The organism is Bradyrhizobium sp. AUGA SZCCT0283, assembly GCF_018130385.1.
Taxonomy (GTDB): Bacteria; Pseudomonadota; Alphaproteobacteria; order Rhizobiales; family Xanthobacteraceae; genus Bradyrhizobium.
Genome location: NZ_JAFCLU010000028.1, coordinates 47,624 through 70,404, shown reverse-complemented (window position 1 = coordinate 70,404; position 22,781 = coordinate 47,624). Strand labels below are relative to the sequence as shown.

The window sequence follows — 22,781 nt, the reverse complement described above, 5'->3', positions numbered from 1 at the left end:
CATCGACACACCACAACTGTCGTCGCCCGGTCAAAGACCGGGCGATCCAGTATTCCAGAGCACGTGCGATTGAGCCGTGAAGCCGCGGCGTACTGGGTCCCCCGCCTTCGCGGGGGATGACGAGCGGCGAGCGTGGCGACGTCTGTGCGATGCGCTACTTCCCCGAAAGCCTCACGCCCAGCCGTCCCGCCAGTTCCTGCGTGAACTGCCAGGCCACGCGGCCCGACCGCGAGCCGCGCGTGGTCGACCATTCCAGCGCCTCGCGCTCCAGCTCTTCGTCGCCCATCTTGATGCCGAAATGGCCGCAATAGCCGCGGACCATGGCGAGGTACTCGTCCTGGCTGCAGCGATGGAAGCCGAGCCAGAGACCAAAACGGTCCGACAGCGACACCTTCTCCTCGACCGCTTCGCCCGGGTTGATCGCGGTCGAGCGTTCGTTCTCGATCATCTCGCGCGCCAGCAGGTGCCGCCGGTTCGAGGTGGCGTAGAGGATGACATTGTCGGGACGTCCCTCGATACCGCCTTCCAGCACCGCCTTCAGCGATTTGTAGGAGGCGTCGTTGCCGTCGAAGGAGAGGTCGTCGCAGAACACGATAAAGCGGAAATCCGAGCTGCGCAGGAGATCCATCAGGCCGGGCAGGCTCTCGATATCCTCGCGGTGGATCTCGATCAGCTTCAGCCGGTCGGCCGGCTTGCGGTCGATGTTGATATTGGCGTGAGTGGCCTTTACCAGCGACGACTTGCCCATGCCGCGCGCGCCCCACAGCAGCGCGTTGTTCGCGGGCAGCCCGTCGGCAAAGCGTTCGGTGTTTTCGATCAGGATGTCCCGCATCCGGTCGATGCCCTTGAGCAGGCCGAGGTCGACCCGGCTGACGCGCGGTACCGGCGAAAGGCGTCCGTCCGGATGCCAGACAAAGGCGTCGGCGGTGCCGAACGACTTTGGGCTTCCCGCCGCCGGCGAGGCCGCGGAAAGGTGGCCGGCGATGGCTTCCAGCGCGATTGCAATCCGCCCGGCGATGGCGCCGTCGAGCGTGCTTGCCGGACGTTTTGTCGCGGTTTTCGCTGGTGCGCGCGAGGCGGCCTTGGGAGTGGCGCGGGACGCTGATTTCTTGGGTTTTTTCGACATTTCCGGAGTTCCTGACGGCGCAGCCTTAACGGGCCTTGGAAGGTCTCGCAAGCGGCCTAAATGAGAGGGCCGGCCACGTTGCAATTGGGCCCGCCGCCGCTATAGTCCGCGCGAATTTGCCCGGACCGGCGATTTGCCCAAGGCGCTAAGCCCAGGCATGGCCGGTTCTTTTCCGTCTCACGAGGATTGTTCGAATGCTGATTACCCCTGCGTACGCCCAGGCTGCGGCCGGCGGCGATGCCAACAGCATGTTGATGTCGTTGCTGCCGTTCGCGCTGATCTTCGTGATCATGTATTTCCTGATTCTGCGGCCGCAGCAGAAGAAGGTGAAGGATCACCAGGAACTGGTCAAAAACATCCGCCGCGGCGACACGGTCGTCACCTCGGGCGGTCTGGTCGGCAAGGTGACCAAGGTGGTCGACGACGACCAGATCGAGTTCGAGATTTCGGACGGCGTCCGCGTGCGGCAGATGCGGCAGATGATTTCAGGCGTCCGCGCCAAGGGCGAGCCGGCCAAGGAAAAGAGTGAGGCCAAGGACGAGACGTCCGCGAGCTGATTTGCGCGCTGCGTTTGTCGCGGCGTATTTTCCTGGATCTGACGGGTCAACTCGATGTTGTATTTCACGCGGTGGAAGGCGCTGGCGATCATTCTGACCGCGCTTGTGGTCTGCCTGTTCGCGGTTCCGAACTTCTTTCCCCAGGAGCGGGTAAAGACCTGGCCGGTGTGGGCGCAACGCCACATCGTACTCGGCCTCGATTTGCAAGGCGGTTCGTACCTGCTGCTCGAAGTCGATTCCAACTACGTGAAGAAGGAAAAGCTCGATCAGGTGCGCGACGAAGTCCGTCGCGTGCTGCGCGAGGCCAAGATTGGCTATACCGGCCTTTCCGCGCGCGCCGACGCGGTCGAGGTCCGCGTCAAGGAGACCGACCTGCAGGCGGCGCTTCCCAAGCTGCGTGAACTGTCGCAGCCGCTGGGCGGTCTGCTTGGCTCCAGCGGGCAGCGCAGCCTGGAAGTTTCGGACGCCGGCGGCGGGTTGATCCGCCTCGTGGTGCCGCAAGCCGCCATTACCGAGCGCGTCCGGCAAACAATCGAACAATCGATCCAGATCGTCGAGCGCCGCATCAACCAGCTCGGCACCGTCGAGCCGTTGATTCAACGGCAGGGCACCGACCGTATCCTGGTTCAGGTGCCGGGGTTGCAGGATCCGACCGAGTTGAAACGCATCCTTGGCCAGACTGCCAAGATGGAATTCCGCATGGTCGATTCGTCGGTGTCGCCGGATCAGGCGCAACGGGGAAGCGTGCCGGCCGATTCGGAAATCCTGATGAGCGAGCAATCGCCGAAGGTGCCCTACGTCATCAAGAAGCAGGTGCTGGTATCCGGCGGCGACCTCACTGATGCGCAGCCGGGCTTCGACCAGCGCACCAATGAACCGATCGTCAACTTCAAGTTCAATAGTTCGGGCTCGCGCAAGTTTGCGCAGGCGACGTCGGAGAATGTCGGGCTGCCCTTTGCCATCATCCTCGACAACAAGGTCATCTCGGCGCCCGTGATCCGCGAGCCGATCACCGGCGGGCAGGGGCAGATTTCCGGCAGCTTCACGGTGCAGGCCGCCAACGAACTGGCGCTGCTCTTGCGCGCAGGCGCGCTGCCGGCACCGCTGACTGTGATCGAGGAGCGTACCGTCGGTCCGGGCCTCGGCCAGGACTCGATCGAGAAGGGCGAACTGGCGGCCTATGTCGGCTCGATCATGGTGATCGTGTTCATGCTGGTGACCTACCGCCTGTTCGGCGTGTTCGCCAACATCGCGGTCGCGATCAACGTCGCGATGATCTTCGGCATCCTGTCGCTGCTCAACGCCACGCTGACGCTGCCCGGCATCGCCGGCATCGTGCTGACGGTGGGTATCGCGGTCGACTCCAACGTGCTGATCTATGAGCGCATCCGCGAGGAACTGCGCGGCGGACGCAATGCGATTTCGGCGATCGACGCCGGCTTCAGGCGGGCGCTGTCGACCATTCTGGACTCCAACATCACCACCTTCATCGCCGCCGCGGTGCTGTTCTATATCGGCACCGGTCCGGTGCGCGGCTTCGCCGTTACGCTCGGCATTGGCATCATCACTACAGTCTTCACCGCCTTTACCCTCACCAGCCTGATCGTCGCCGGCTGGGTGCGATGGAAACGGCCGAAGACCGTGCCGATCTAGGAATCTCACTCGTGACTCAATTCGTTCTCATTGGGCTTGGCATTCTGATCGCCGTGCTGACCGTGGTCGCCGTGCTCGATCTGCTGCCGCCGTTGCGCATCGTTCCCGACGATACGCATTTCGATTTCACGCGGTTTCGCCGCATCAGCTTTCCGATCTCGGCCGCGCTTTCGATTCTGGCGATCGTGCTGTTCTTCACCCACGGGCTGAATTTCGGCATCGACTTCAGGGGTGGTACGCTCCTGGAAGTGCAGAACAAGTCCGGTCCCGCCGACATCGGCGCGATGCGCGCGACACTGAGCACGCTTGGGCTCGGCGACATTCAGTTGCAGCAATTCGGCGGTCCCTCGGATGTGCTGATCCGGGTTGCCGAGCAGCCCGGCGGCGACGCCGCGCAGCAGCAGGCCGTGCAGAAGGTCCGCGGCGCGCTCGGAGACAGCGTCGACTACCGCCGTGTCGAAGTGGTGGGCCCGCGCGTTTCCGGCGAATTGCTGGCGTATGGCATGCTCGGCCTGATGCTCGCGATCTTCGCGATCCTGATCTATCTCTGGTTCCGGTTCGAATGGCAGTTCGCATTGGGCGCCATGATCGCCAACGTCCACGACATCGTGCTGACAATCGGCTTCATGTCGATCTCGCAGGTCGATTTCGACCTCACCAGTATCGCGGCGCTATTGACCATTCTCGGCTACTCCCTGAACGATACGGTCGTGATCTACGACCGCATCCGGGAAATGCTGCGGCGCTACAAGAAAATGCCGATGCCGCAGCTCCTCAATGAATCCATTAATTCGACGCTGTCGCGCTCGATCATCACCCACGTCACGGTGACGCTGGCCCTGCTGGCCCTGCTGGTGTTCGGCGGCCACGCGATTCACAGCTTCACGGCGGTCATGATGTTCGGCGTGGTGCTGGTCGGCACCTACACCTCGATCTTCATCGCCGCGCCGATCCTGATCTATCTCGGCGTTGGCGAGCATCGCGACGCGCCGGATAAGCCTGCGAAGAAGTAGTCGGCATGATCCCGAAAAGTGGGAACCGGTTTTCGGAAAAAGATCATGCCAAATCGAGCAACCACATCCTCGGACGCCCCGCATCTTCCGAGGTCGGCGCCGATCGAAGCCTACGGGAAGGGTGGCTTCGCCTTCGCCGACATGTCGCATCGCGGCTCGCTGCTATGCCTGCCGGATGCGATCTGGGCCTGGCAGGTGACGAAGCCTGCGGAGATCGACGAATATTCGCTGGCGCGCGTATTCAAGGCCGCCAATTCAATCGACACGCTGATCATCGGCACCGGCACTGACGTCTGGGTGCCGCCGCGGGGCCTCCGGGAGGCGTTGCGCGCCGTGCGCGTGGTGCTCGATGCGATGCAGACGGGACCAGCGATCCGCACCTACAACATCATGCTGGGCGAGCGCCGGCGGGTCGCGGCGGCGTTGATCGCGGTGCCATGAGCGGGGCGGCGACGTCGAAGGATTCCGCCGCGTTCTGCACCGATCTGGTGCGCACGCATGACTTTGGCCGCTATGCGTCGACGCTGTTCCTGCCACAGATCCAGCGCCGTGCGCTGCTGTCGGTCTATGCCTTCAATGTCGAGATATCGCGGGTGCGCGAGCAGGTCAGCCAGCCTCTGCCGGGCGAGATGCGGCTGCAATGGTGGACCGACATGCTGCAAGGCGCCGGCCATGGCGGCGTCGAGGGTAATCCGGTCGCGGCCGAACTGTTGCAGACGATCGCCGAATTCCGCCTGCCGGTTGAGCCGCTGTCGCGGCTGATCGAGGAGCATCAGTTCGACCTCTACAACGATCCGATGCCGTCGATGGCGGCGCTGGAGGGGTATGTCACCGACACCTGCTCGGCGCTGTTCTCGCTCGGCGCGCGGATCGCGGCGCAGCCGTCGGCCGTGATTGACCATCTCGCGCGCCATGCTGGCCTTGCCCAGGGCATGGCGCAGGTGGTCGCGATGCTGCCGCTCGATGCTGCACGGCGCCAGCTATTCCTGCCGCTGCAATTGCTGCAGCAACACGGCAGCGGCATGGAAGAAGTCTTTTCGGGCAAGCAGACGCCGCGGACGCGTGCCGCGATCGACCAGTTGGCGGGAGAGGCCCGAAAGCACCTCGGCACGGCCTTCGAACTGCTCACGCATGTGCCGCCGCACGTGCGACCGGTGTTCCTCCCGCTGGCGCTGGTCCGTCGCGATCTGACACGCTTGTCGCGTGCTGACGTCGATCCCTTCACGCCGCACACGACATCGCGGTTGCGGACCTTGTGGACGTTGTGGCGTGCGTCACGGACGCGGGAATTTGGCGGGTAGGAAGCTTGCCGCGCATACAGGAATACCCCGCGAAAGCGGGGTATTCATTACGCCGCGGCCTATCGGTTCAATCACTGACGTCTCTGGAATACTGGGTCACCCGCCTTCGCGGGTGACGACAATCGGAATCAATTCAACGGACGATCCATATCGGCCGACTCAAAATTGAATCGGTCCCGCAAATTCTTCCGGCTCTCCAGAATGTCCTTCAGGAACGCGCGGTCGACGTCGCTCGTGATCAGCGGCTCGATCAGGTCGAGCTGGTTCATGGCGACGAGCTGCAATATCTCCGTGCGCGGTTTGCCGGCGGCGTCGCGCGGCAGGGCATGCACCACCTGGATATGCTCCGGCGGCTTGACGCCCTTGGCGGCGGAAAGTTCGCTGCGCAATTGCTTTTCCAGCGCGACCTTGTCGGCCTCGACAAAGGCGTACAATCCGACGCCGGTGCGGCGGTCGGCGAACGCGACAATGGCGGTGTCGCGGACGTCGGGATTCTTCCTGATCAGCTCTATCAGGACAGGCGCGTCGTTGACCAGGCGGCGGCCGCCGCCTTCGCGATCGGTGAAGTTGAACAGGCCGCGGGTGATGGCCTGGTAGACCTTCTTGCCGGTCTTGAGCCAGACACTGGCGACAAAGGATTTGCGTGCGAGAATCTTGCGCTCCATCGGCGTCAGCGCCTGCGGCGCATAGCTGCGCTTGTGCTTCAGCAGATGGCGCAGATCCTCGTAGGCCGCGATCCGGAACAGCCGGCTTCTCGTCTTGAAGCAGGCCGCCAGTTGAAAATCGGTCACATAGGCGCGGCCGTCGCTTCCGCGCAGCCAGTTCTGCTCCTTGGCGAGATCATTATGGCAGATGCCGGCGCGGTGCAGCTTGCGAAGGGCGAGCTTGGCGGAACGGAAATAGGCGATATCGCCATGGGGTTTTGCCAGATGCAGCGCGACGCCGTCGATGAAGCGGCGCACCAGCGCCTGCCGGCCGGCCCAGAGTAGTTTCGGGCCGACGTCGAGATCGCGCGCCAGCGCCAGCGCGCGGCGCTCGCGGGCAAACAGATGGCGGGCGAGCGGATAGGACCACAGCGGCACCTGATCGAGCCGGCGCAGCACCGCATCGACCTCGCCGGCGTCATCGCGAAAGCGGCCGCGTTCGACGGTCGAGAACACGTCGCGCTTCAGCAGCACGCCTTCGGTCCATCGCGCCGACAGGATCGCGGCGTCGTCTTTCGGCAAACTCATGATGTTACGCCGCCGCCGCTACGCGCAGATGATCGGCGATCCAGCGATCGAGATCGGCGAGGGCGCGGGCGCTGAGCGCCTGCTTTTTTGCCACCGTCTTCTCGTTGCCGCGCAGCCGTGTGCCATCCGCTTTCTTGGTCGGCAGGCTCGCAAGTGGCGGGAACAGCCCGAAATTGATGTTCATCGGCTGGAATGAGCGCGTGCCGGCCTCAATGGTCTCGATGTGGCCCCCGGTGATATGCCCGAGCAGCGAGCCCAGCGCCGTGGTCACGGGCGGCGGTTCGAGCGACTGCGCCCGTGCGTTCGCCGCGGCGTAAAGGCCTGCGATCAGGCCGATGCTGGCGGATTCCACATAGCCCTCGCAGCCGGTCATCTGGCCGGCAAAGCGCAGCCGTGGCTGTGCGCGCAAGCGCAACTGTCCATCGAGGAGTTTTGGCGAGTTCAGGAAGGTGTTGCGGTGCAGGCCGCCGAGCCGGGCGAATTCGGCGTTCTCGAGGCCCGGAATGGTACGGAACACGCGCTGCTGCGCGCCATAGTTCAGCTTGGTCTGGAAGCCGACCATGTTGTAGAGCGTGCCAAGCTTGTTGTCCTGCCGCAGCTGCACGATGGCGTAGGGCTTGACCATCGGGTTGTGCGGATTGGTCAGCCCGACCGGCTTCATCGGTCCGTGGCGCAGCGTCTCATGGCCGCGCTCGGCCATCACCTCGACCGGCAGGCAGCCGTCGAAATAGGGCGTGTTGGTTTCCCAGTCCTTGAAATTGACCTTCTCACCGGCCAGCAGCGCGGCAACGAAGGCATCGTACTGCTCTTTCGTCATCGGGCAGTTGATGTAGTCGGCACCCGTGCCGCCGGGCCCGACCTTGTCGTAGCGTGACTGAAACCATGCCACCGACATGTCGATGGAATCCTTGTGCACGATCGGCGCGATCGCATCGAAGAACGCCAGCGCGTTCTCGTCGGTGAGTTCGCGGAGGGCATCCGCCAGCGGCGCCGAGGTGAGGGGGCCGGTCGCGACGATCACGTTGCCCCATTCGGCCGCCGGCAGACCGGCGATTTCGGCGCGGTCGATCTCGATCAGGGGATGGTCGTGCAGGGCGCGGGTGACGGCTGCGGAAAAGCCGTCGCGGTCGACCGCCAGCGCCCCGCCCGCGGGCACCTGGTTGGCGTCGGCGCAGCGCATGATCAGCGATCCCAGCCGGCGCATTTCGGCGTGCAGCAGGCCGACGGCGTTGTTGGCGGCGTCGTCCGAGCGAAACGAGTTGGAGCAGACGAGTTCGGCCAAGCCCTGGGTGCGGTGCGCCTCGGTCATCCGCAGCGGGCGCATCTCGTGCAGGACGACGCGAACGCCCGCATTGGCGAGTTGCCAGGCGGCTTCTGAGCCGGCAAGGCCGCCGCCAATCACATGGACGGCGTCAGTCTGGGAAGTGGAGGAAATCATGCGCGCAGGGTTAGCGCGTTTTCAAGCGAAGCGCACCTACCATAGCGTTTTCGAGCGACGCATGCCCTCGGACTTGATCCGTGGGTGGATGCCGTTCGCGTGAAGAAAACGCGTCAAACTGAAGGCTGAAAACGACAACGCCCGCAGCGGAGCGGGCGTTATCCGTTCGTCAGGCGGCTGAACAGAGATCAGCCGTTATAGTTCCCGGCTGCAACGCGCGGAATGTCCGCACGATCGAGGCCGATATCGGCGAGTTCGCGATCGCTGAGCTGGGACAGTTCGCTGACATTGCGCTGATAATCCCGGAACGCCTGGATCATGCGGATGAGCGAGAGTAGCATCGTAGTCTCCTTGAAGTTACGATTCAGCCTTTGACGTCGGCCTCATCGTTGAAATGAATATAGACTAGATTCCGCAGTGCAGAAGTTCCTATGTTGCGATGCAGCTAATCCTAAAATGCATGACGACAATAAGGGTGACTTAACCTTTCAGCATAGCGGTCAGATCGGTCTGCCTTCGCGCCCGACAGCGCGCCCCGCACATGCAACTAACGCCGCAAATTTGCAGGTTTATCGTAATTCCGAGATAACTCTTGTCGTCGATCGAGCGTCGATGGGGGAGAGCGAATACATGCCAGCGGGGCAGGCAAGTCGAACAAAATGTGCGAAAAGACTTAGCAGTGTGGAATTTTCTTATGCACGAATCGCATGCGTTGCTCTAAAAATGAATATATATTCATTATTATAAGCAATGAAGTTGCACTTGTCTGTGCGGCTTGGGACTGTGCAGCCAACCTGCATGACGGGCCATTTCGACCGTCAGCCGGGCGGGCGAGGGGATCGTGTTGGCCGGCGTCAGGTGCGCGTCTCGGGGGGCGGTCGCAGCAGCCGGCCCTTTGGAAACTTGCTAGGGCGCCCGCGAAAGCTGAGTCGCGAAGTAGGCGATGGTCTTGGCGTAGACCTCGCTCTTGTTCCACTCCTTGATCGCGGCAAAATTGGCGCTGCCGGGCTCCCAGTCCTTGCCGCGCTGCCAGCCGTGGCTGGCGAGGAAGTTGGCGGTCGAAGCCAGTACGTCCGGGGGACTGCGCAGGAGATCGCGGCGGCCGTTGCCGTCGAAATCGACCGCGAACTTGATGTAGGACGACGGCATGAACTGGGTCTGGCCGATTTCGCCCGCCCATGCGCCGCGCAAATCCTGTGGCGCGATATCGCCGCGCTCGACGATGCGCAGCGCGTCCATCAACTCGGCCTTGAATAGGTCGGTGCGACGACAATCATAGGCCAGCGTCGCCAGCGAGCGCAGCGTCGGGAATTTTCCGATGTTGACGCCGAAATCGGTCTCAAGGCCCCAGATCGCCACCAGCACTTCGCCGGGCACGCCATAAGCCTGTTCGATGCGCCCGAGCACCGAGCCGTATTGCTTGAGCATGTTGGCGCCGCGGGTCAGCCGGGGCGGAACCATGCGGCCGGAGAATTCCTCAAACGTCTGGCTGAACACCTTCTGCGAATGGTCGCGGGCCAGCACGCTCTTGTCGAGCGTGATGCCGGTCAGGCCAGCCTGTATGGCGGATGCCGAGACTCCTTTGGAGGTAGCTTCCTTCTTGAAATCTTCCAGCCATGCTTCGAACGGACCCGTGCCGCAGGGCGCCGTGAACACCGGCGCCGCGGAAGTCAGCAACAGGGCGCCCACGGTCAGAGCGCGCAGAGAAAAGCGAGAGATCATCGTGCCGTTCGCTCCACGATCGATGCGTCATCGACGTTAGTGTCCAAGCCACGCCGAATGTTCGAAGCAAGATCGGCCAAAACAAGGCTGATGTCGTAGCCTTCAATGCCTTTCCGTTGAAGATGCTCAATTCATCGTTAGTGCGCAGTGAACGACGACACCGCCGGTCGGTTCGACCAGCGGTGTGATCGATCGGGTTCCGTGCAAGCTTATGCGCTATCCTTGCGCCGCCAGGGGAACAGATTGGCCGGGAAATCGGCAGCAGGCTTGCGTTCGCGGTGCGCGCGGGGCGGAAGCGGCTGCGGATTGAGTTCCGGCTCGATTGTCTCCCGATAGAGATGCCACGTGGCGTGCCCGAGCAGGGGAATGACAACGGCGAGGCCAAGGAAGGCCGGCAACGATCCTGCAACCAGCAGCACCGCGACGATCAATCCCCAGGCCGCCATCGGCACGGGATTTCGTGCAACCGCGCGCAGCGAGGTCACCATCGCATCGCCGGCGCCGGCGTGACGGTCGAGCATCAACGGGAACGACACCACGCTGATGCACAGCGCGATGAGGGCAAACAGGAAGCCGACACCGCAGCCAACCACGATCAGCCACCAACCTTGCGACGTCGTCAGCACGCGTTCGGCGAAATCGGAAACGCCGGTCGCGCCGGCATAGCCGAACGCGGCGATATAGATCGCCTGCGCGGTAGCCACCCATGTCACGAACAGCGCGAGCAACAGCACACCTAACCCAAGCATCGCGGCGAACGATGGCGAGCGTACCACCTCGAGCGCGTCCCAGGCGGTTGCCTGTTCGCCGCGTTCGCGACGGCGGCTCATTTCGTAGAGGCCGAGCGCAGCAAACGGGCCGAGCAGGGCAAAGCCGGCGGCGAGCGGAAACAGCAGCGGCAGCACCGAATAGCCGTGCACGGCGCGCGCCAGCATCAGTCCGAGCACGGGATAGATGATGCACAGGATGATGGCGTGGCTTGGTACGGCTTTGAAATCTTCCCAGCCGCGCTGCAAGGCCCGATGGAGTTCCGGTAGGCCGATGGTTCGGATAACAGGCGCGGCGGCGGTCTCTGGTCCGCTCGGCGCCATTGATGTGACATTGCCGTGGTAGGTGGCCATGGTCGCTGTCTCCCTCGCGGTCGCATGTGCGCCAATCGAAAGACGCCAATGCGCCGTTCATAAAACGATCACGACCAGGCCAGACGCGAAGACGGGATGGGGAATTGGCCATGCCGCGAACTGAGCGGGCAGCGTACTCCCAAACAGCGACAAACGCACTCACGCTTCGGTGAATGTTTCATTGGCAAGCTTCATCCGGCTGGCTAGACTTGCCGGCGATCCCGGCGTGGTGCTGCCGGTCAGACAGTGCCGCCAGAGACTCACCCCCCTTCAAGTCATTGGGAGCGAACGATGAGCATTTTCGGAAAAATCATGAGCGCGATTTTCGGCACCAAAGCAGACGCCGCGCCCGCCGGCGGCGGCGCGGCCGCAGGCGCCGGGTCGTCCGGTGGGGCTGCTGCACCGGCCGCAACCGTCGACGTCGCGCCCATCCTCGACCAAGCGGTGAAGGCCAAGGGCGAGAAGCTGGAGTGGCGGACCTCGATCGTCGACTTGATGAAGGCGCTCGACATCGATTCCAGCTTCGGCGCGCGCAAGGAACTCGCGAAGGAGCTCGGCTATACCGGCGACAGCAACGATTCCGCCAGCATGAATATCTGGCTGCACAAGCAGGTCATGACCAAGCTGGCCGCCAATGGCGGCAAGCTGCCGCCTGATATCAAGCACTGACGCTTTCGTCCGGTTCACGCATGCGAAGGCCCGCAGTCACGCGGGCCTTCTTTCTTTGGTGCGATTGCAATGCAACAACGCGCAAAGTATCCACTTCGCGACGAAAACGCTGTAGATGCGGGAGGACAAGAAGACTCGCAAGACAAGGAGGAGGCCAATGAGCAACGTCGATCGCAGGACCATCCTGGCAACGGGCGCGCTGGTGCTGGCCGGCACGGCCGTGCAAGGCGGCGCGGCCGCAGCGCAGGCCGGCCCGAAATCGATTTTTCCGGTTGGCACGACGACCATCCCGATTGTGGGTGAGACCGACGTGTTTCCGGTGCGGCGGATCTATTGCATCGGACGGAACTATGCCGCGCATGCGCGCGAAATGGGTTCGGACCCCAATCGCGAGCCGCCGTTCTTCTTTCAGAAGCCGACCGACGCGATCCAGAATGTCGCTATCGGCGCAGTCGGCGATCATCCTTATCCCTCGCTCACCAAGAACTATCACTACGAGGTCGAACTGGTGGCGGCGCTGAAATCGGGCGGTACCAATATCTCGCCGGAGCAGGCGCTCGACCACGTCTACGGCTATGCGCTCGGCCTCGACATGACCCGGCGCGATCTGCAGCGCGCGATGGGCGACGAGAAGAAGCCATGGGAAATCGGCAAGAGCTTTGACCGCTCCGCCGTGCTCGGGCCGATTCACCCCGCGGCCAAGACTGGACACTTCACCAAGGGCGCGATCTCGCTCGCGGTGAATGGCACGACCAAGCAGAACTCTGATCTGCGCAACATGATCTGGAGCGTGGCGGAGCAGATCTCCAAGCTTTCGGAAGCCTTTGAACTCAAGGCCGGCGACATCATCTATTCAGGCACGCCGGAAAATGTTGGCCCGGTCGTGAAGGGTGACGTGCTCCTGTGCAAGCTCGAGGGCCTGCCGGATATGTCGATCCGGATCGTTTGACGGGCCGCCCATCGTGATTGCCCTCGCGATGGCGGGGGCCGGCTCACCCCGTCAGATCGGCAAACTGCGGATTTCGGCGCAGATAATCCACGACAAAACCGCAGCCGGCGATGACCTTGCGTCCGTCGGCGCGGATCAACTCCAGCGCGCCCCTGACCAGTTCGGAAGCAATGCCACGGCCACGCAGCGCGCGGGGCGTTTCGGTATGGGTGATGATGACCGCCGAGGGCGTGACGCGATAGTTCGCAAATGCCATAGCGCCGTCGACGTCGAGTTCGAAGCGGTTTTGAGCCTTGTTGTCGCGGACAGCGGCCATGCGGCGATTCCCAGATGATTCACCGTTTCATTTAGGGGCATGAACCCGCCGATGCAAACCAGCGACGAAGGAGGAACTGGCTCGCCGGGGATTGGCTGATATGCGCATTTTGACCTGTTTGACCGCTGCATTGCTGGGCACTGCGGTGATATCAGCGCAACCGCCTGCCGCGTCTGCCCAGGCCGACCAGAGCTGGAAAACCTGCATCAGCGTGACCACGCCGCCGGACGACAAGGTGGCCGCGTGCAGCGCGGTCATCGATGCCAAAAGCGAAACCGGCAGCAAGCTTGCGGCTGCGTACTGCTTCCGCGGGCACGGCCTGACCGAGAAGCGGCAGTACGATGCGGCGCTCGCCGACCTCAACGAGTCGATCCGGCTCGATCCGACTTCAGCCTGCGCACTCACCAACCGCGGCCGCGTCTACGCCTTCAAGCGCGATCTCGATCGCGCGATGGCCGATTACGATGAAGCCATCCGCGTCGATCCGGCATTCGCGCTGGCCTACAACAACCGCGGCGATGCCTGGTTCAACAAGGGCGACCTCGACCGCGCGATCGCCGATTTCAGCGCCGCCATCAAGCACAACCCGGCGCTTGCCATCGCCTACGGCAATCGCGGCTATGCCTATCACCGCAAACACGACATGGTCCGTGCGGTGGCGGATTACACCATGGAGATCAAGCTAAAGCCCGACGTTCTGGCCTATATCAACCGCGGCAATGCCTATCGCGACAGCGAGCAGCTCGACCGTGCCGCTGCCGACTACGGCGAGGTGGTCAAGCTGGCGCCGACGGACGCCCGCGGCTGGCGCAATCGCGGCATGATCAAATTGTTCCAGGGTGACACAAGAGGCGGTCTGGCCGATTACGACAAGGCGCTGCAATACGATCCGGCCGACGCCTATTCGTGGAACAACCGTGGCCAGGCCAAGATGCGGCTCGGCGACAAGGCGGGCGCGATTGCCGATTTCCGCAAGGCGCTGGAGATCAGTCCGGGCCTGCGCACCGCAAGCGAAAGCCTGCAGCGGCTCGGTGCAGCGCAATAGGGTGCGGCGCGCCCGCGCTCGCGCTCGCAAGATCTTTGCAGCCGGGCCTTGCAACGGGTTGCGCGGTTCCTACGTCTTTCGGATGACATACGCCGCCGAAGCGGCCGGGTCTTGGGCTCGATATCGAAAAATGCCGTGATCGCGGCCGCCGACGTATGCCTCTTTTCAAGGGGAGGTCTACAATGTCGGGCTTTGGTTTCTTCAGCAAGCATCGCACGTGGGAAGACTGGTTCGGCATGCTGATTGGCGTGCTGATCGTGGTATCGCCGTGGTTTCCTTTCTCCAGTCACGAGGTGATGGACGCCGAACGCAGCACCATGATCCTCAATACGTTCGTGGTCGGCATGCTGGTCTTCGGTCTGGCCCAGCTCGAATATGTCGCACTGCAGCGCTGGGAGGAGGTAGGCGAAATCGCGCTCGGCCTCTGGCTGATCGCCTCGCCCTTCTTCCTGGGCTACGCCGGTGACGACCTGCTTCGCGCCTGGCATATCGCTCTCGGTGCAATCGTCATCCTGCTGGGTGCGCTTCAGCTCTGGCAGGATTGGCGCTTGAGCGACCAGGAGCTGGCCGACCATCCGCAGTAATTTGCGATGGTGGCCTGCCGGTCTTGCGGGATCGGCAGGGCCACCGCTCAAGGCCTAATATTTGAGGAAATCGGTGAGCATGGCGCGGAGCGACCACGCCTTGCCGTCGACGGCACCCTTGATCTCGTCGATCTTCCATCCGCCGGCCTCGGGGACGAAATCATAGCGGATGGTCCGGTCGGCCGGTTTCGGCGGTGGCCCCTGCTGGCTATCGATCGTGACCGCGATGACAGCCTTGTCGGCCTCCTGCTTCTCTGCGACCACCTTGAATGACTTTACGTCCGGATCCTGCGAATTGGTGACGGGATCGAAATCGACGGGCCCGCCATCGCCCTTTCGCGTGCGGGCGTCCGCCTTGGCCCAGAGCGCAATCAGTGATTTCGACAGATGCTTTGCCTTTGCCGCCTTGTTCTCGAACACAAACACGCCGCCACCATCGCCCTTGCCCTTGGCGGCACGGGTGTAAATGGCGGTCACGATGCCCACGGGATCGTCCGGCGCCGCCAGCGACGCGCGCGGCAAGGTGGCGGCTAGCAGGCCGGCTGCGCCAGACAATATCAGCTTTCGACGGGTAACCATGGTGATCTCTCAAATCGTTTGTGCGGGCTTATGGACGGGAGTGCGGGGCTGGCTATGGTGAGCGTGCAACGCCTGCCGGGAGATTTATCATGGCCAATGAAAAAGGCCCCAACATCAAGAAGAAGCAGAAATGCAAGAATTGCGAGGGCAAGGGCCTGCTGAAGAAGGGCGACAGGGTGGTCAAGTGCCAGCGTTGCAAGGGGACGGGCATGCGGTGACGCCGGCCCGCGGCGGATTTGAGCAGGCGCCGGGCTTTCTGCTATCGTTGCCATGAGGTGTTCTATGTCTGTTTTTCAAAGCGTAGGTTGATTCCCTGTGACTGAAACCGTGACTATTCCCACCCCGCGCGGCGGCCTGGCGCGGATGTCGCGCCGCGTGATGAACCTGGCGCATATGCTGACCCAGAATGCCCGCCGCCATGGCGACCGCACGGGCTTCATCTGGGGCGACAGACCCTGGACCTGGCGCGAGATCGACGGCCACGTCTCCGCGCTGGCGGCGGGCCTTGCCGCACGGGGGGTCGTCAAGGGCGACCGCATCCTGGTGCATTCCAAGAATTGCGACGAGATGTTCTGGTCGATGTTCGCAGCGTTTCGATTAGGCGCGGTCTGGGTGCCGACCAATTTCCGCCTGATGCCAGATGAGGTCGCCTATCTCGCCACCGCCTCCGGCGCGAAGGCGTTTCTATGCCATGGCGATTTCCCGGACCACGCCAAGGCTGCCGCCAATCCCGCGCTGGAATTCATCTGGCGGATCGGCGAGGGCACGTTCGGCGAGAAGGCGGTGGGCGAGGTGATCGCGTTGCAGGCCGGCGCCAGGGTTGAGAATGCCGCGGTCGACTACGACGATCCCTGCTGGTTCTTCTTTACCTCGGGTACTACGGGCCGCTCCAAGGCGGCGGTGCTCACCCACGGCCAGATGGCCTTTGTGGTGACAAATCATCTCGCCGACCTGATGCCGGGTACGACGGAGACGGATGCCTCGCTGGTGGTTGCGCCGCTGTCGCATGGCGCCGGCGTGCACCAGCTCGTGCAGGCCGCGCGTGGCGTGCCGACCATCCTGCTGCCTTCGGAAAAATTCGACATCGCCGAAGCGTTCCGGCTGATCGAGGCGCATCGCGTCAGCAACATTTTTACGGTGCCGACCATCCTGAAGATGATGGTCGAGCATCCCGCGGTCGACAAATACGATCATTCCTCGCTGCGCTTCGTGATCTATGCCGGCGCACCGATGTACCGCGAGGACCAGAAGGCCGCGCTGGGTAAGCTCGGCAAGGTTTTGGTGCAGTATTTCGGGCTCGGTGAGGTCACCGGCAACATCACGGTCATGCCGGCCAGCCTGCACGATCCCGAGGACGGCCCGCAGGCCCGCATCGGCACCTGCGGCTTCGAGCGTACGGGCATGCAGGTCTCGATCCAGGGCGACGACGGACGCGAGCTTAAACCCTTCGAGACCGGCGAGATTTGCGTGATCGGTCCGGCCGTATTCGCCGGCTATTACGACAACCCCGAGGCCAACGCGAAGGCGTTTCGCGACGGCTGGTTTCGCACCGGCGATCTCGGTCATATGGATGAGGAGGGATTCGTCTACATCACCGGCCGCGCCTCGGACATGTACATCTCGGGCGGCTCCAACATTTATCCGCGCGAGGTCGAGGAGAAGATTCTCACCCATCCCGCGATCGGCGAGGTCGCCGTGCTTGGCGTGCCCGACCCGTTCTGGGGCGAGGTCGGAGTAGCCGTCTGCGTCGCGCGCGAGGGCGCGAGCGCCGTGAGCGAGGCGGAGCTGGCGGCGTTCCTGGCGCCGAAGGTGCCGCGTTACAAGATGCCGAAGCGCTTCTTCTTCTGGGAGGCGCTGCCGAAGTCCGGCTACGGCAAGATTCCGAAGCGGCTGGTCCGCGACGAGCTCGAGGCGCGAGGGTTGCTTGAGACCAAAGCGTTTTCGGGCGAAGTGGCGTCCGATTCGCGTGACGAAAACGCGTCCGATGACAATGTCTCCAAGACGGGTAGCTGAGGCGATGCGCAGCATCGCGCAGCCCGGGCCGCCCGCGCCCGAACGCATCCAATGCGTCGAGGCGCGGGGCCGGGCATTTTCATTCACGCTTGCCGCCGGCCTGCCGCTGCTGGAGGCCGCGCGCCGCGGTTTTGCCGAAGCGGGCTTTTCAGGCGGCGTGTTGGGCATGCGGGGAGGGGCGCTTGGGCCCTTTGCCTATGTGATGCCGGCGCTGTCGAAAACCGGCGCCAATGCGGCGTTCTACAGCGACACGTTTCGCCCCTCCGGCATCGCGCGGCTGAAGCTCGGCGCGATGACGCTCGGCGAGCGTGACGGCGCGCCGTTCTTCCATTGTCACGGGCTGTGGACCGAGACCGACGGACATCTGCACGGCGGCCACATTCTGCCCGAGGAGAGCGTCGTCGCCGAATCGTTCGCGGTGGAAGCGTTCGGCATCGACGGCGCTGTCTTCGCGGCCGAGCCCGATCCCGAGACCAATTTCAAATTGTTCGGCCCCGTCGCGCGCGCCAGCACGGATGTGAAGGCCGACAGCCGCGCCTTCGCACTGCGGCTGCGGCCGAATCAGGATTTTGCTGTGGCGCTGGAGACCTTCTGCCGGCAGCACGGAATCCTGCGCGCGCGGATTCACGGCGGCGTCGGCTCCACCATCGGCGCGCATTTCACCGATGGCCGAACCGTTGTGCCGTTTGCGACCGAGCTTGCGATCAAGGCCGGCATCGTCGCGCCCGGCGCGGACGGTACGCTGCAGGCGGAGCTCGACATCGCGCTGGTCGATTATCTCGGCGGCATCGCCGAGGGCCGGCTGATGCGCGGCGACAATCCGGTGCTGATGACGATGGAGCTGGTGCTCGAGGTGGTGTGAACCCAGAGTGAGGGCCCGTAGAGTGGGCAAGGCGCGAGAGCGCCGTGCCCACCATCTCTCAGGTTCGTGTGCTGGATGGTGGGCACGCTTCGCTTTGCCCACCCTACGCAGCGACACGAGTCGTCTCACCTAAAGTGATAGTTCACGCCGACCTTGATGGTGTGGAAGTCGATGGTGCCGGAGTCAAACAGGTCGCCGCCCAGATTGTAGGTCTTGCTGCCGAGGCTGGTGTACATGTACTCGCCCTTGGCCGACCAGTTCGGCGTGAACAAATATTCGAGGCCACCGCCGATGGTGAATCCCGTGTGGGACTGGCTATCCGAAATCGCCACGCCGAGCGCTGGCACTGAAACGGAATCCTTTCTGTTGGCCCACGCAAAACCGCCCTTGGCGTAGATGAGGGCCGCATCCATTGCGAAGCCCGCTCGGCCGGTCACGCTGCCGAACGAGTTGATCTTGAGTTCCTCCGTGGCCAGGACGCCCCCGCCGATGTCTGCGGTGAGGCTGTCCTTGATGCTGGCGCCGGCGGCGTCGACTTCGATACCGAAAACAAACTGACTGCCTGGGAGCTGCCAGTTGTAGCCGACCGTGCCGCCGCCGAAGCCGCCGCTACTGTTCCCACTGTCCCAGCCATAGCCGCCCATCGCGCCGATATAGAAGCCGGACCAATTATACACCGCAACCACCGCCGCCGGGGGCGCCTTGGTGTAGGGCCGCGCCTGCATGTCGGCGGCCGAGGCCGCAGTCGCGACCGAAAGGGCCACACCAGCTAGAAGTAGTCGTTTCATTTCTTGTCCCCTAAAGTTGAACATTCGTATAACCCCCTGCGGGCTCCATAGCGAACCGATCGCACCGGCGTGGTGACGCATCGTTTTGTGAAAGAGGACGCGAACGCGCCCTGTGAGAGCCGTCTGCAAGCGACGTCCGGCGGATGTGAGAACGTTCACTTGTGAGTTAACCATACGTTGCGTATGCCGGCAAAAGTTGGACCGAAGCGCGTCCGCGCATTGGCGCGGGCAGGTTGCTATTTCGACGGCAGTGCGGCGACGTGTGGAGCGGAATGCGTTCTCGATCTGCGAAAGAGCGGTGACTGCGTTCGTTCGATCAAGCTTGTGATGCAGCCTTACGCGGGTGTTCCGTACATCACGGCCTATCCACATCATTGCGAGCGAAGCATCGTCTACAAGGTGCGGCCCTGGCCGAGGCCGACGAGTCAGGGCTATCCAAGCCCGAGAAGGAATTGCGGCGCTACATGCAGGTGATCCTGCCGCCGGGCGTGTCGCCGCGGGATTTCGTCGAAATCGTCCGTGCATGGCCGAGCGTCGAAGAGGCCTCGGTCGGCCCGGACGTCAGCCTGCCGAACGCCAGGTGACCGGTCACCGTAACTTTCGCACGTGAACATTGATGTCGAGGTCGATCTCGCTCACGCAGGTCTGCGTCGTCTGATGCGAGCCGCCTTCGTGCCAGCCGCCGGAGCGCGGGCGCGCGTCACTGACGTTGGCGAGCTTCAGGCATCGCCATTGCGGCAACGGCCCGCTGCTCTCGCCAGCGAACTGCCAGGCCAGCACGACGTCTTCGCCGCGTTTGTTGGTGCCGATGATGTGAGGACACAATTCGCGGAAGCGGCCATCATAGCGGCAGACGACCTGTTGCTCGCCGAGGATAGCGTTGCGGAAGAGGGTGTAGGTGGTGTTGGGCATGAACTGCACGCTCAAGAATGTTCTTGTTTCGTTCCGAAGACTGTGCCAGAGAGTTAGGCTGGCATTGGAGCGCTGGACTGCGTCAGTTGTTGGATAAGAGCGCATGGCACGACGAAACAGGCCGATCAATCTGCCGGCGCCGTACCTCAAGCGCATCTGGCTCGAGCCCTCGCGCATCACCGACCGCGAGACCTATCCATTCTGTCTTCCGCTGCTCCGCGACAATTTCGAATTGAGTTTCGATCGCGCGATCACGATTATCGTCGGCGAGAACGGGACCGGAAAATCCACCCTGCTGGAAGGCATCGCCGTGCTTGCAGGCTATGACGAAGCCGGTGGCGGCAAGGGCTATATGCCGGTCGACCATTCGGACGCGCTGGAGAAGATGGGCGGCAGCCTCTCGACTGCACTTCGCGCAAGCTGGCTGCCCAAGGTTACGAATGGATGGTTCTTCCGCGCGGAGAGCTTCTTCTCAGTTGCAAGATACCTGGACAAGGCGGCCAAGGATGACCCATTCGGGCCGCCCCCGCCTGACTTCCTGTCCCATTCGCACGGCGAGGGTTTCTTGCGCTTCTTTGAAGAGCGCTGCCAGCGGCAGGGCATCTTCATCTTCGACGAACCGGAGTCCGCATTGTCTCCTGCGCGCCAGATCGAGTTTCTGAAGCTGATGCGGCGAATGGACGACATCGGCCACTGCCAGATCATCATGGCCACGCATTCGCCTATGTTGATGGCGTATCCCAACGCGCGGCTGCTGCGGCTGACCAAATATGGGCTTGAGCCGGTGACGGTGAAGGACACCGATCACTACAGGGTCATGCGGGAGTTTTGCCAGGACCCGAAGGGGTTTGTGGAAGCGGTAATGGAGGAGTGAGGCGTGGAACAGGGCGTTGACCCGCGGTGCCCGTTCGCGCGCGACTAACGTCGTTCGGCTTCAGCCTCCTGCTCCAACTGCAAGATATGTGCTCGTAGTGCCTCGAACCTCGTTTCCGTGGCATCGCTGAACAGTGGGTCCTTTTGAGGGGACAAGGCCGAAGCGATTTCGGTCCAATCGGCAGGCCGCAATGCCTTCAGGGCCGCAGGGAAGAAATCGCGATCCTCCATCACGATGTGACGCCGCTCGTGCTCCAGGAAATCGCGAACGATGGCGTCCACGTCCTGGCGAAGGAATTCGCGATCCGCGAGCACACCGTCGACCGCTTTTGCGACGCGACGCAAACGCTCGGCCCCTTTTTGATGCTCACGCGCGAGGTCGCCGACTTTCGCTGCGGCCACGGGGTCGCGAATTTTCAGCTTGGCAAAGACCCGGTCTTCCTGAGGGTGGTGGTACATCTCGGTATAGACTTCGAAATAGGCAATGATGGCCCGGATAACCTCATAGTCCGGCCGGTCTGCGCGATCGAAAATGTCCAGCTCGTGTTCGAGGACGGCGAGCAGGCGTTCGATATTACGGTGTTCCCGGGTTAGCAGCTCGATGATCATTGCCGTGATCCACAGCGTGAGCCCATTAAGGCTAGGCTCAAAACCGTCGCGGTATTTTGCGCTGGATCAAAACCGCAACGGAAAGAGCCCTTGGCGCTTTGGTGCAGCGCGGCAGACTGGACGTCCGCGCATGCCGGGCTTGTTCGTGCTATAATGCCTGCCGAACAAGAAAACAGGGAGGACGCCATGCCTCATACCCTGGTGCCCAGTGATCGCGTCGAGCACGCGAACGTCTACGGGCGAGACGGCGCAAAGCTCGGTACGATCGAGCGACTGATGCTGGACAAGGTGAGCGGAGCTGTCGCTTATGCCGTGATAAAAACCGGCGGTCTGCTCGCCAGCCACCACCATCATCCAGTTCGGTGGGACGCACTCCGGTTCGATCCAGCGCGTCAGGCCTTCACGGTCGAGCTGACGCTGGAGGACCTGCGCGCCGGCCCGTCCGAGCTCGATGAAGACGACTTCGACTGGGGCGACCGCTCGCGCCCGCATCCGCATTATTGGACGGTGTAGGGCGAGCTTTCGCAGCGACCGGCTTTCAGTTTTGCGAACGGTAAAGCGCCCAGTATCGACAGCACGGTTGAGCTGAGGGGCACGGAACATGACTGTCGAAGTGGCGGATTACGCTTCGCTAATCCGCCCTGCGCTTGCTGCGTGCTCCGCGACGGTTCCGCCCGTTCGTTGCCGCAAGCCATCACCATTAGAAAGACTAGTCAAGCGAGATACGAAAATCATCAAGCGGTAGCTGCCGGGATACTTTTGGTAGCTGGAGCGCAATTGAACCACTGCCTATTTCAACCAAATGTATATGCCAATAGGTGCTCCGTTCAGTTGTCGTCGTGTTTAACGCCGACAAGTTCTTGCAGGATATCCAGCGGAATTGCGAAGGCATGCGGCAAATCCATACACCCCAGTACGAAGAACGATTTCTTACCTTCGCTCAGAAATTGATCCCATTGAGGATGGTACGCATACCAATATGGATAAGCACCCTTAGTGTAACGCTTAGAAACAGAGCACGCGAGCCTACTCTCGTGTGAAGCATCCCAGTACAGAGCGCGGCTCTTCTTTATAAACTTCGTCCCGATGACTTTGGCGAGCGCCTCGATCGCTTTCGCCCGCTTTGCGTCTAGCATCGCTGTGTCAGTGAACTCCCACCCGCTTGGCGTGACGAAAGTATCTTTGATTGAGTTGGTTGTCGTATCATCTATCTTATCGACAACGGTTTCAATTATGCCTGCCTCGACGTCTGTGACGGTTGCAAACATCACATCGACCAAACTATCCAGACGCGTAAATTCCATCGGTGTGAGAAGGCTGCGAATCTTTCGTCCCGTTTCGGGGTCGTCAGAGTTTTCCTTTAGGTGCACAAGCTTCACGAGGGAGTCTGCACTGATAACACGGATGTCCCACGCATGA

Annotated in this window: 27 protein-coding genes; 15 read left to right on the top strand and 12 right to left on the bottom strand. The window is 62.5% G+C overall.

Going from position 1 to position 22,781, the window contains the following annotated elements; genetic code table 11:
- Positions 1-154: 154 nt before the first annotated feature.
- Positions 155-1,126: an ATP-binding protein gene (locus JQ624_RS29650; protein WP_212422447.1), complete on the bottom strand. Its 972-nt coding sequence runs from the start codon at positions 1,124-1,126 to the stop codon at positions 155-157.
- 194 nt (positions 1,127-1,320) lie between these two features.
- Between JQ624_RS29650 and yajC the strand changes: the two genes are divergently transcribed.
- Genes yajC through JQ624_RS29625 form a run of 5 tightly spaced genes read left to right on the top strand, consistent with a single transcriptional unit; the run spans position 1,321 to position 5,650 of the window.
- Entirely contained in the window at positions 1,321-1,683 is a 363-nt protein-coding gene (gene yajC / locus JQ624_RS29645) for a preprotein translocase subunit YajC (protein ID WP_057855867.1), read from the top strand.
- 54 nt (positions 1,684-1,737) lie between these two features.
- Positions 1,738-3,336, top strand: coding sequence for a protein translocase subunit SecD (gene secD, locus JQ624_RS29640; protein ID WP_212422446.1), 1,599 nt, complete (start codon positions 1,738-1,740; stop codon positions 3,334-3,336).
- Positions 3,337-3,347: 11 nt separating this feature from the next.
- Positions 3,348-4,349 carry a protein translocase subunit SecF gene (gene secF, locus JQ624_RS29635; protein WP_212422445.1) on the top strand — a complete coding sequence of 334 codons (1,002 nt, stop codon included), beginning with the start codon at positions 3,348-3,350 and terminating at the stop codon, positions 4,347-4,349.
- A gap of 45 nt (positions 4,350-4,394) precedes the next feature.
- Positions 4,395-4,790: an Mth938-like domain-containing protein gene (locus tag JQ624_RS29630; RefSeq protein WP_212422444.1), complete on the top strand. Its 396-nt coding sequence runs from the start codon at positions 4,395-4,397 to the stop codon at positions 4,788-4,790.
- Positions 4,787-5,650 (top strand): phytoene/squalene synthase family protein, encoded by an 864-nt coding sequence (locus JQ624_RS29625; RefSeq protein WP_212422443.1) that lies wholly within the window; start codon positions 4,787-4,789, stop codon positions 5,648-5,650. Before JQ624_RS29630 ends, JQ624_RS29625 begins: the two co-directional genes overlap by 4 nt.
- 128 nt (positions 5,651-5,778) lie before the next feature.
- Here JQ624_RS29625 and JQ624_RS29620 read toward each other — a convergent pair whose 3' ends face one another.
- The 5 genes from JQ624_RS29620 to JQ624_RS29600 all read right to left on the bottom strand — a co-directional run bounded on the left by JQ624_RS29620 (position 5,779) and on the right by JQ624_RS29600 (position 11,163).
- Positions 5,779-6,882, bottom strand: coding sequence for a serine/threonine protein kinase (locus JQ624_RS29620; RefSeq protein WP_212422442.1), 1,104 nt, complete (start codon positions 6,880-6,882; stop codon positions 5,779-5,781).
- A 4-nt stretch (positions 6,883-6,886) separates the two neighbouring features.
- On the bottom strand, positions 6,887-8,320 hold the full coding sequence (gene trmFO / locus JQ624_RS29615; RefSeq protein ID WP_212422441.1) for a methylenetetrahydrofolate--tRNA-(uracil(54)-C(5))-methyltransferase (FADH(2)-oxidizing) TrmFO: 1,434 nt from the start codon (positions 8,318-8,320) through the stop codon (positions 6,887-6,889).
- A gap of 188 nt (positions 8,321-8,508) precedes the next feature.
- Positions 8,509-8,661, bottom strand: a complete 153-nt coding sequence (locus JQ624_RS29610) for a DUF1127 domain-containing protein (RefSeq protein WP_212422440.1) — start codon at positions 8,659-8,661, stop codon at positions 8,509-8,511.
- Between the two features lie 565 nt (positions 8,662-9,226).
- The gene (locus tag JQ624_RS29605; RefSeq protein ID WP_212422439.1) at positions 9,227-10,042 is read right to left on the bottom strand and encodes a lytic transglycosylase domain-containing protein; all 816 of its coding nucleotides are present in this window, start codon (positions 10,040-10,042) and stop codon (positions 9,227-9,229) included.
- Between the two features lie 209 nt (positions 10,043-10,251).
- A complete protein-coding gene (locus JQ624_RS29600) occupies positions 10,252-11,163 on the bottom strand; it encodes a DUF2189 domain-containing protein (protein WP_212422438.1) in 912 nt (303 codons plus the stop codon).
- A 291-nt stretch (positions 11,164-11,454) separates the two neighbouring features.
- Here JQ624_RS29600 and JQ624_RS29595 point away from each other — a divergent pair, with 291 nt between their 5' ends.
- Together JQ624_RS29595 and JQ624_RS29590 are read left to right on the top strand one after the other, a co-directional pair.
- Positions 11,455-11,832, top strand: a complete 378-nt coding sequence (locus JQ624_RS29595; protein ID WP_212422437.1) for a DUF3597 domain-containing protein — start codon at positions 11,455-11,457, stop codon at positions 11,830-11,832.
- Positions 11,833-11,989: 157 nt separating this feature from the next.
- On the top strand, positions 11,990-12,781 hold the full coding sequence (locus JQ624_RS29590; RefSeq protein WP_212422436.1) for a fumarylacetoacetate hydrolase family protein: 792 nt from the start codon (positions 11,990-11,992) through the stop codon (positions 12,779-12,781).
- A 43-nt stretch (positions 12,782-12,824) separates the two neighbouring features.
- Here the strand turns inward: JQ624_RS29590 and JQ624_RS29585 are convergent, their stop codons facing one another.
- The gene (locus tag JQ624_RS29585; protein ID WP_212422435.1) at positions 12,825-13,097 is read right to left on the bottom strand and encodes a GNAT family N-acetyltransferase; all 273 of its coding nucleotides are present in this window, start codon (positions 13,095-13,097) and stop codon (positions 12,825-12,827) included.
- 100 nt (positions 13,098-13,197) lie between these two features.
- Between JQ624_RS29585 and JQ624_RS29580 the strand changes: the two genes are divergently transcribed.
- Both JQ624_RS29580 and JQ624_RS29575 read left to right on the top strand, forming a co-directional pair.
- Positions 13,198-14,142, top strand: coding sequence for a tetratricopeptide repeat protein (locus tag JQ624_RS29580; RefSeq protein WP_212422434.1), 945 nt, complete (start codon positions 13,198-13,200; stop codon positions 14,140-14,142).
- Between the two features lie 182 nt (positions 14,143-14,324).
- Positions 14,325-14,726, top strand: a complete 402-nt coding sequence (locus tag JQ624_RS29575; RefSeq protein ID WP_212422433.1) for an SPW repeat protein — start codon at positions 14,325-14,327, stop codon at positions 14,724-14,726.
- A 54-nt stretch (positions 14,727-14,780) separates the two neighbouring features.
- Here the strand turns inward: JQ624_RS29575 and JQ624_RS29570 are convergent, their stop codons facing one another.
- Positions 14,781-15,305: a DUF3828 domain-containing protein gene (locus JQ624_RS29570; RefSeq protein ID WP_212422432.1), complete on the bottom strand. Its 525-nt coding sequence runs from the start codon at positions 15,303-15,305 to the stop codon at positions 14,781-14,783.
- A gap of 89 nt (positions 15,306-15,394) precedes the next feature.
- On the opposite strand from JQ624_RS29570, the gene JQ624_RS39410 reads away from it, so the two are divergent.
- The 3 genes from JQ624_RS39410 to JQ624_RS29560 all read left to right on the top strand — a co-directional run bounded on the left by JQ624_RS39410 (position 15,395) and on the right by JQ624_RS29560 (position 18,180).
- Positions 15,395-15,523: a hypothetical protein gene (locus JQ624_RS39410; protein ID WP_283816977.1), complete on the top strand. Its 129-nt coding sequence runs from the start codon at positions 15,395-15,397 to the stop codon at positions 15,521-15,523.
- A gap of 97 nt (positions 15,524-15,620) precedes the next feature.
- Positions 15,621-17,318, top strand: coding sequence for an acyl-CoA synthetase (locus tag JQ624_RS29565; RefSeq protein ID WP_409334384.1), 1,698 nt, complete (start codon positions 15,621-15,623; stop codon positions 17,316-17,318).
- Between the two features lie 4 nt (positions 17,319-17,322).
- Positions 17,323-18,180: a PCC domain-containing protein gene (locus JQ624_RS29560; RefSeq protein ID WP_212422431.1), complete on the top strand. Its 858-nt coding sequence runs from the start codon at positions 17,323-17,325 to the stop codon at positions 18,178-18,180.
- A 125-nt stretch (positions 18,181-18,305) separates the two neighbouring features.
- On the opposite strand, the gene JQ624_RS29555 is transcribed toward JQ624_RS29560, so the two are convergent.
- Entirely contained in the window at positions 18,306-18,968 is a 663-nt protein-coding gene (locus JQ624_RS29555) for an outer membrane protein (RefSeq protein WP_212422430.1), read from the bottom strand.
- 452 nt (positions 18,969-19,420) lie between these two features.
- Between JQ624_RS29555 and JQ624_RS39405 the strand changes: the two genes are divergently transcribed.
- Entirely contained in the window at positions 19,421-19,552 is a 132-nt protein-coding gene (locus JQ624_RS39405; RefSeq protein WP_283816976.1) for a hypothetical protein, read from the top strand.
- Positions 19,553-19,556: 4 nt separating this feature from the next.
- Here JQ624_RS39405 and JQ624_RS29550 read toward each other — a convergent pair whose 3' ends face one another.
- Entirely contained in the window at positions 19,557-19,895 is a 339-nt protein-coding gene (locus JQ624_RS29550) for a hypothetical protein (protein WP_212422429.1), read from the bottom strand.
- A gap of 88 nt (positions 19,896-19,983) precedes the next feature.
- Here JQ624_RS29550 and JQ624_RS29545 point away from each other — a divergent pair, with 88 nt between their 5' ends.
- Positions 19,984-20,754 (top strand): AAA family ATPase, encoded by a 771-nt coding sequence (locus JQ624_RS29545; RefSeq protein ID WP_212422428.1) that lies wholly within the window; start codon positions 19,984-19,986, stop codon positions 20,752-20,754.
- Between the two features lie 44 nt (positions 20,755-20,798).
- Here JQ624_RS29545 and JQ624_RS29540 read toward each other — a convergent pair whose 3' ends face one another.
- Positions 20,799-21,362: a hemerythrin domain-containing protein gene (locus JQ624_RS29540; protein ID WP_212422427.1), complete on the bottom strand. Its 564-nt coding sequence runs from the start codon at positions 21,360-21,362 to the stop codon at positions 20,799-20,801.
- A gap of 186 nt (positions 21,363-21,548) precedes the next feature.
- Here JQ624_RS29540 and JQ624_RS29535 point away from each other — a divergent pair, with 186 nt between their 5' ends.
- Positions 21,549-21,875, top strand: coding sequence for a PRC-barrel domain-containing protein (locus JQ624_RS29535; protein ID WP_212422426.1), 327 nt, complete (start codon positions 21,549-21,551; stop codon positions 21,873-21,875).
- A gap of 314 nt (positions 21,876-22,189) precedes the next feature.
- Here the strand turns inward: JQ624_RS29535 and JQ624_RS29530 are convergent, their stop codons facing one another.
- Positions 22,190-22,741: a hypothetical protein gene (locus JQ624_RS29530; RefSeq protein WP_212422425.1), complete on the bottom strand. Its 552-nt coding sequence runs from the start codon at positions 22,739-22,741 to the stop codon at positions 22,190-22,192.
- Between the last annotated feature and the right edge of the window lie 40 nt (positions 22,742-22,781).

What these genes read in the sequence shown, in the direction of transcription:
- JQ624_RS29650 (WP_212422447.1), bottom strand. Translation starts at nt 1,126, where the DNA reads ATGTCGAAAAAACCCAAGAAATCAGCGTCCCGCGCCACTCCCAAGGCC.
- yajC (WP_057855867.1), top strand. Translation starts at nt 1,321, where the DNA reads ATGCTGATTACCCCTGCGTACGCCCAGGCTGCGGCCGGCGGCGATGCC.
- secD (WP_212422446.1), top strand. Translation starts at nt 1,738, where the DNA reads ATGTTGTATTTCACGCGGTGGAAGGCGCTGGCGATCATTCTGACCGCG.
- JQ624_RS29630 (WP_212422444.1), top strand. Translation starts at nt 4,395, where the DNA reads ATGCCAAATCGAGCAACCACATCCTCGGACGCCCCGCATCTTCCGAGG.
- JQ624_RS29625 (WP_212422443.1), top strand. Translation starts at nt 4,787, where the DNA reads ATGAGCGGGGCGGCGACGTCGAAGGATTCCGCCGCGTTCTGCACCGAT.
- JQ624_RS29620 (WP_212422442.1), bottom strand. Translation starts at nt 6,882, where the DNA reads ATGAGTTTGCCGAAAGACGACGCCGCGATCCTGTCGGCGCGATGGACC.
- trmFO (WP_212422441.1), bottom strand. Translation starts at nt 8,320, where the DNA reads ATGATTTCCTCCACTTCCCAGACTGACGCCGTCCATGTGATTGGCGGC.
- JQ624_RS29610 (WP_212422440.1), bottom strand. Translation starts at nt 8,661, where the DNA reads ATGCTACTCTCGCTCATCCGCATGATCCAGGCGTTCCGGGATTATCAG.
- JQ624_RS29605 (WP_212422439.1), bottom strand. Translation starts at nt 10,042, where the DNA reads ATGATCTCTCGCTTTTCTCTGCGCGCTCTGACCGTGGGCGCCCTGTTG.
- JQ624_RS29600 (WP_212422438.1), bottom strand. Translation starts at nt 11,163, where the DNA reads ATGGCCACCTACCACGGCAATGTCACATCAATGGCGCCGAGCGGACCA.
- JQ624_RS29595 (WP_212422437.1), top strand. Translation starts at nt 11,455, where the DNA reads ATGAGCATTTTCGGAAAAATCATGAGCGCGATTTTCGGCACCAAAGCA.
- JQ624_RS29590 (WP_212422436.1), top strand. Translation starts at nt 11,990, where the DNA reads ATGAGCAACGTCGATCGCAGGACCATCCTGGCAACGGGCGCGCTGGTG.
- JQ624_RS29585 (WP_212422435.1), bottom strand. Translation starts at nt 13,097, where the DNA reads ATGGCCGCTGTCCGCGACAACAAGGCTCAAAACCGCTTCGAACTCGAC.
- JQ624_RS29580 (WP_212422434.1), top strand. Translation starts at nt 13,198, where the DNA reads ATGCGCATTTTGACCTGTTTGACCGCTGCATTGCTGGGCACTGCGGTG.
- JQ624_RS29575 (WP_212422433.1), top strand. Translation starts at nt 14,325, where the DNA reads ATGTCGGGCTTTGGTTTCTTCAGCAAGCATCGCACGTGGGAAGACTGG.
- JQ624_RS29570 (WP_212422432.1), bottom strand. Translation starts at nt 15,305, where the DNA reads ATGGTTACCCGTCGAAAGCTGATATTGTCTGGCGCAGCCGGCCTGCTA.
- JQ624_RS39410 (WP_283816977.1), top strand. Translation starts at nt 15,395, where the DNA reads ATGGCCAATGAAAAAGGCCCCAACATCAAGAAGAAGCAGAAATGCAAG.
- JQ624_RS29560 (WP_212422431.1), top strand. Translation starts at nt 17,323, where the DNA reads ATGCGCAGCATCGCGCAGCCCGGGCCGCCCGCGCCCGAACGCATCCAA.
- JQ624_RS29555 (WP_212422430.1), bottom strand. Translation starts at nt 18,968, where the DNA reads ATGAAACGACTACTTCTAGCTGGTGTGGCCCTTTCGGTCGCGACTGCG.
- JQ624_RS29545 (WP_212422428.1), top strand. Translation starts at nt 19,984, where the DNA reads ATGGCACGACGAAACAGGCCGATCAATCTGCCGGCGCCGTACCTCAAG.
- JQ624_RS29540 (WP_212422427.1), bottom strand. Translation starts at nt 21,362, where the DNA reads ATGATCATCGAGCTGCTAACCCGGGAACACCGTAATATCGAACGCCTG.
- JQ624_RS29535 (WP_212422426.1), top strand. Translation starts at nt 21,549, where the DNA reads ATGCCTCATACCCTGGTGCCCAGTGATCGCGTCGAGCACGCGAACGTC.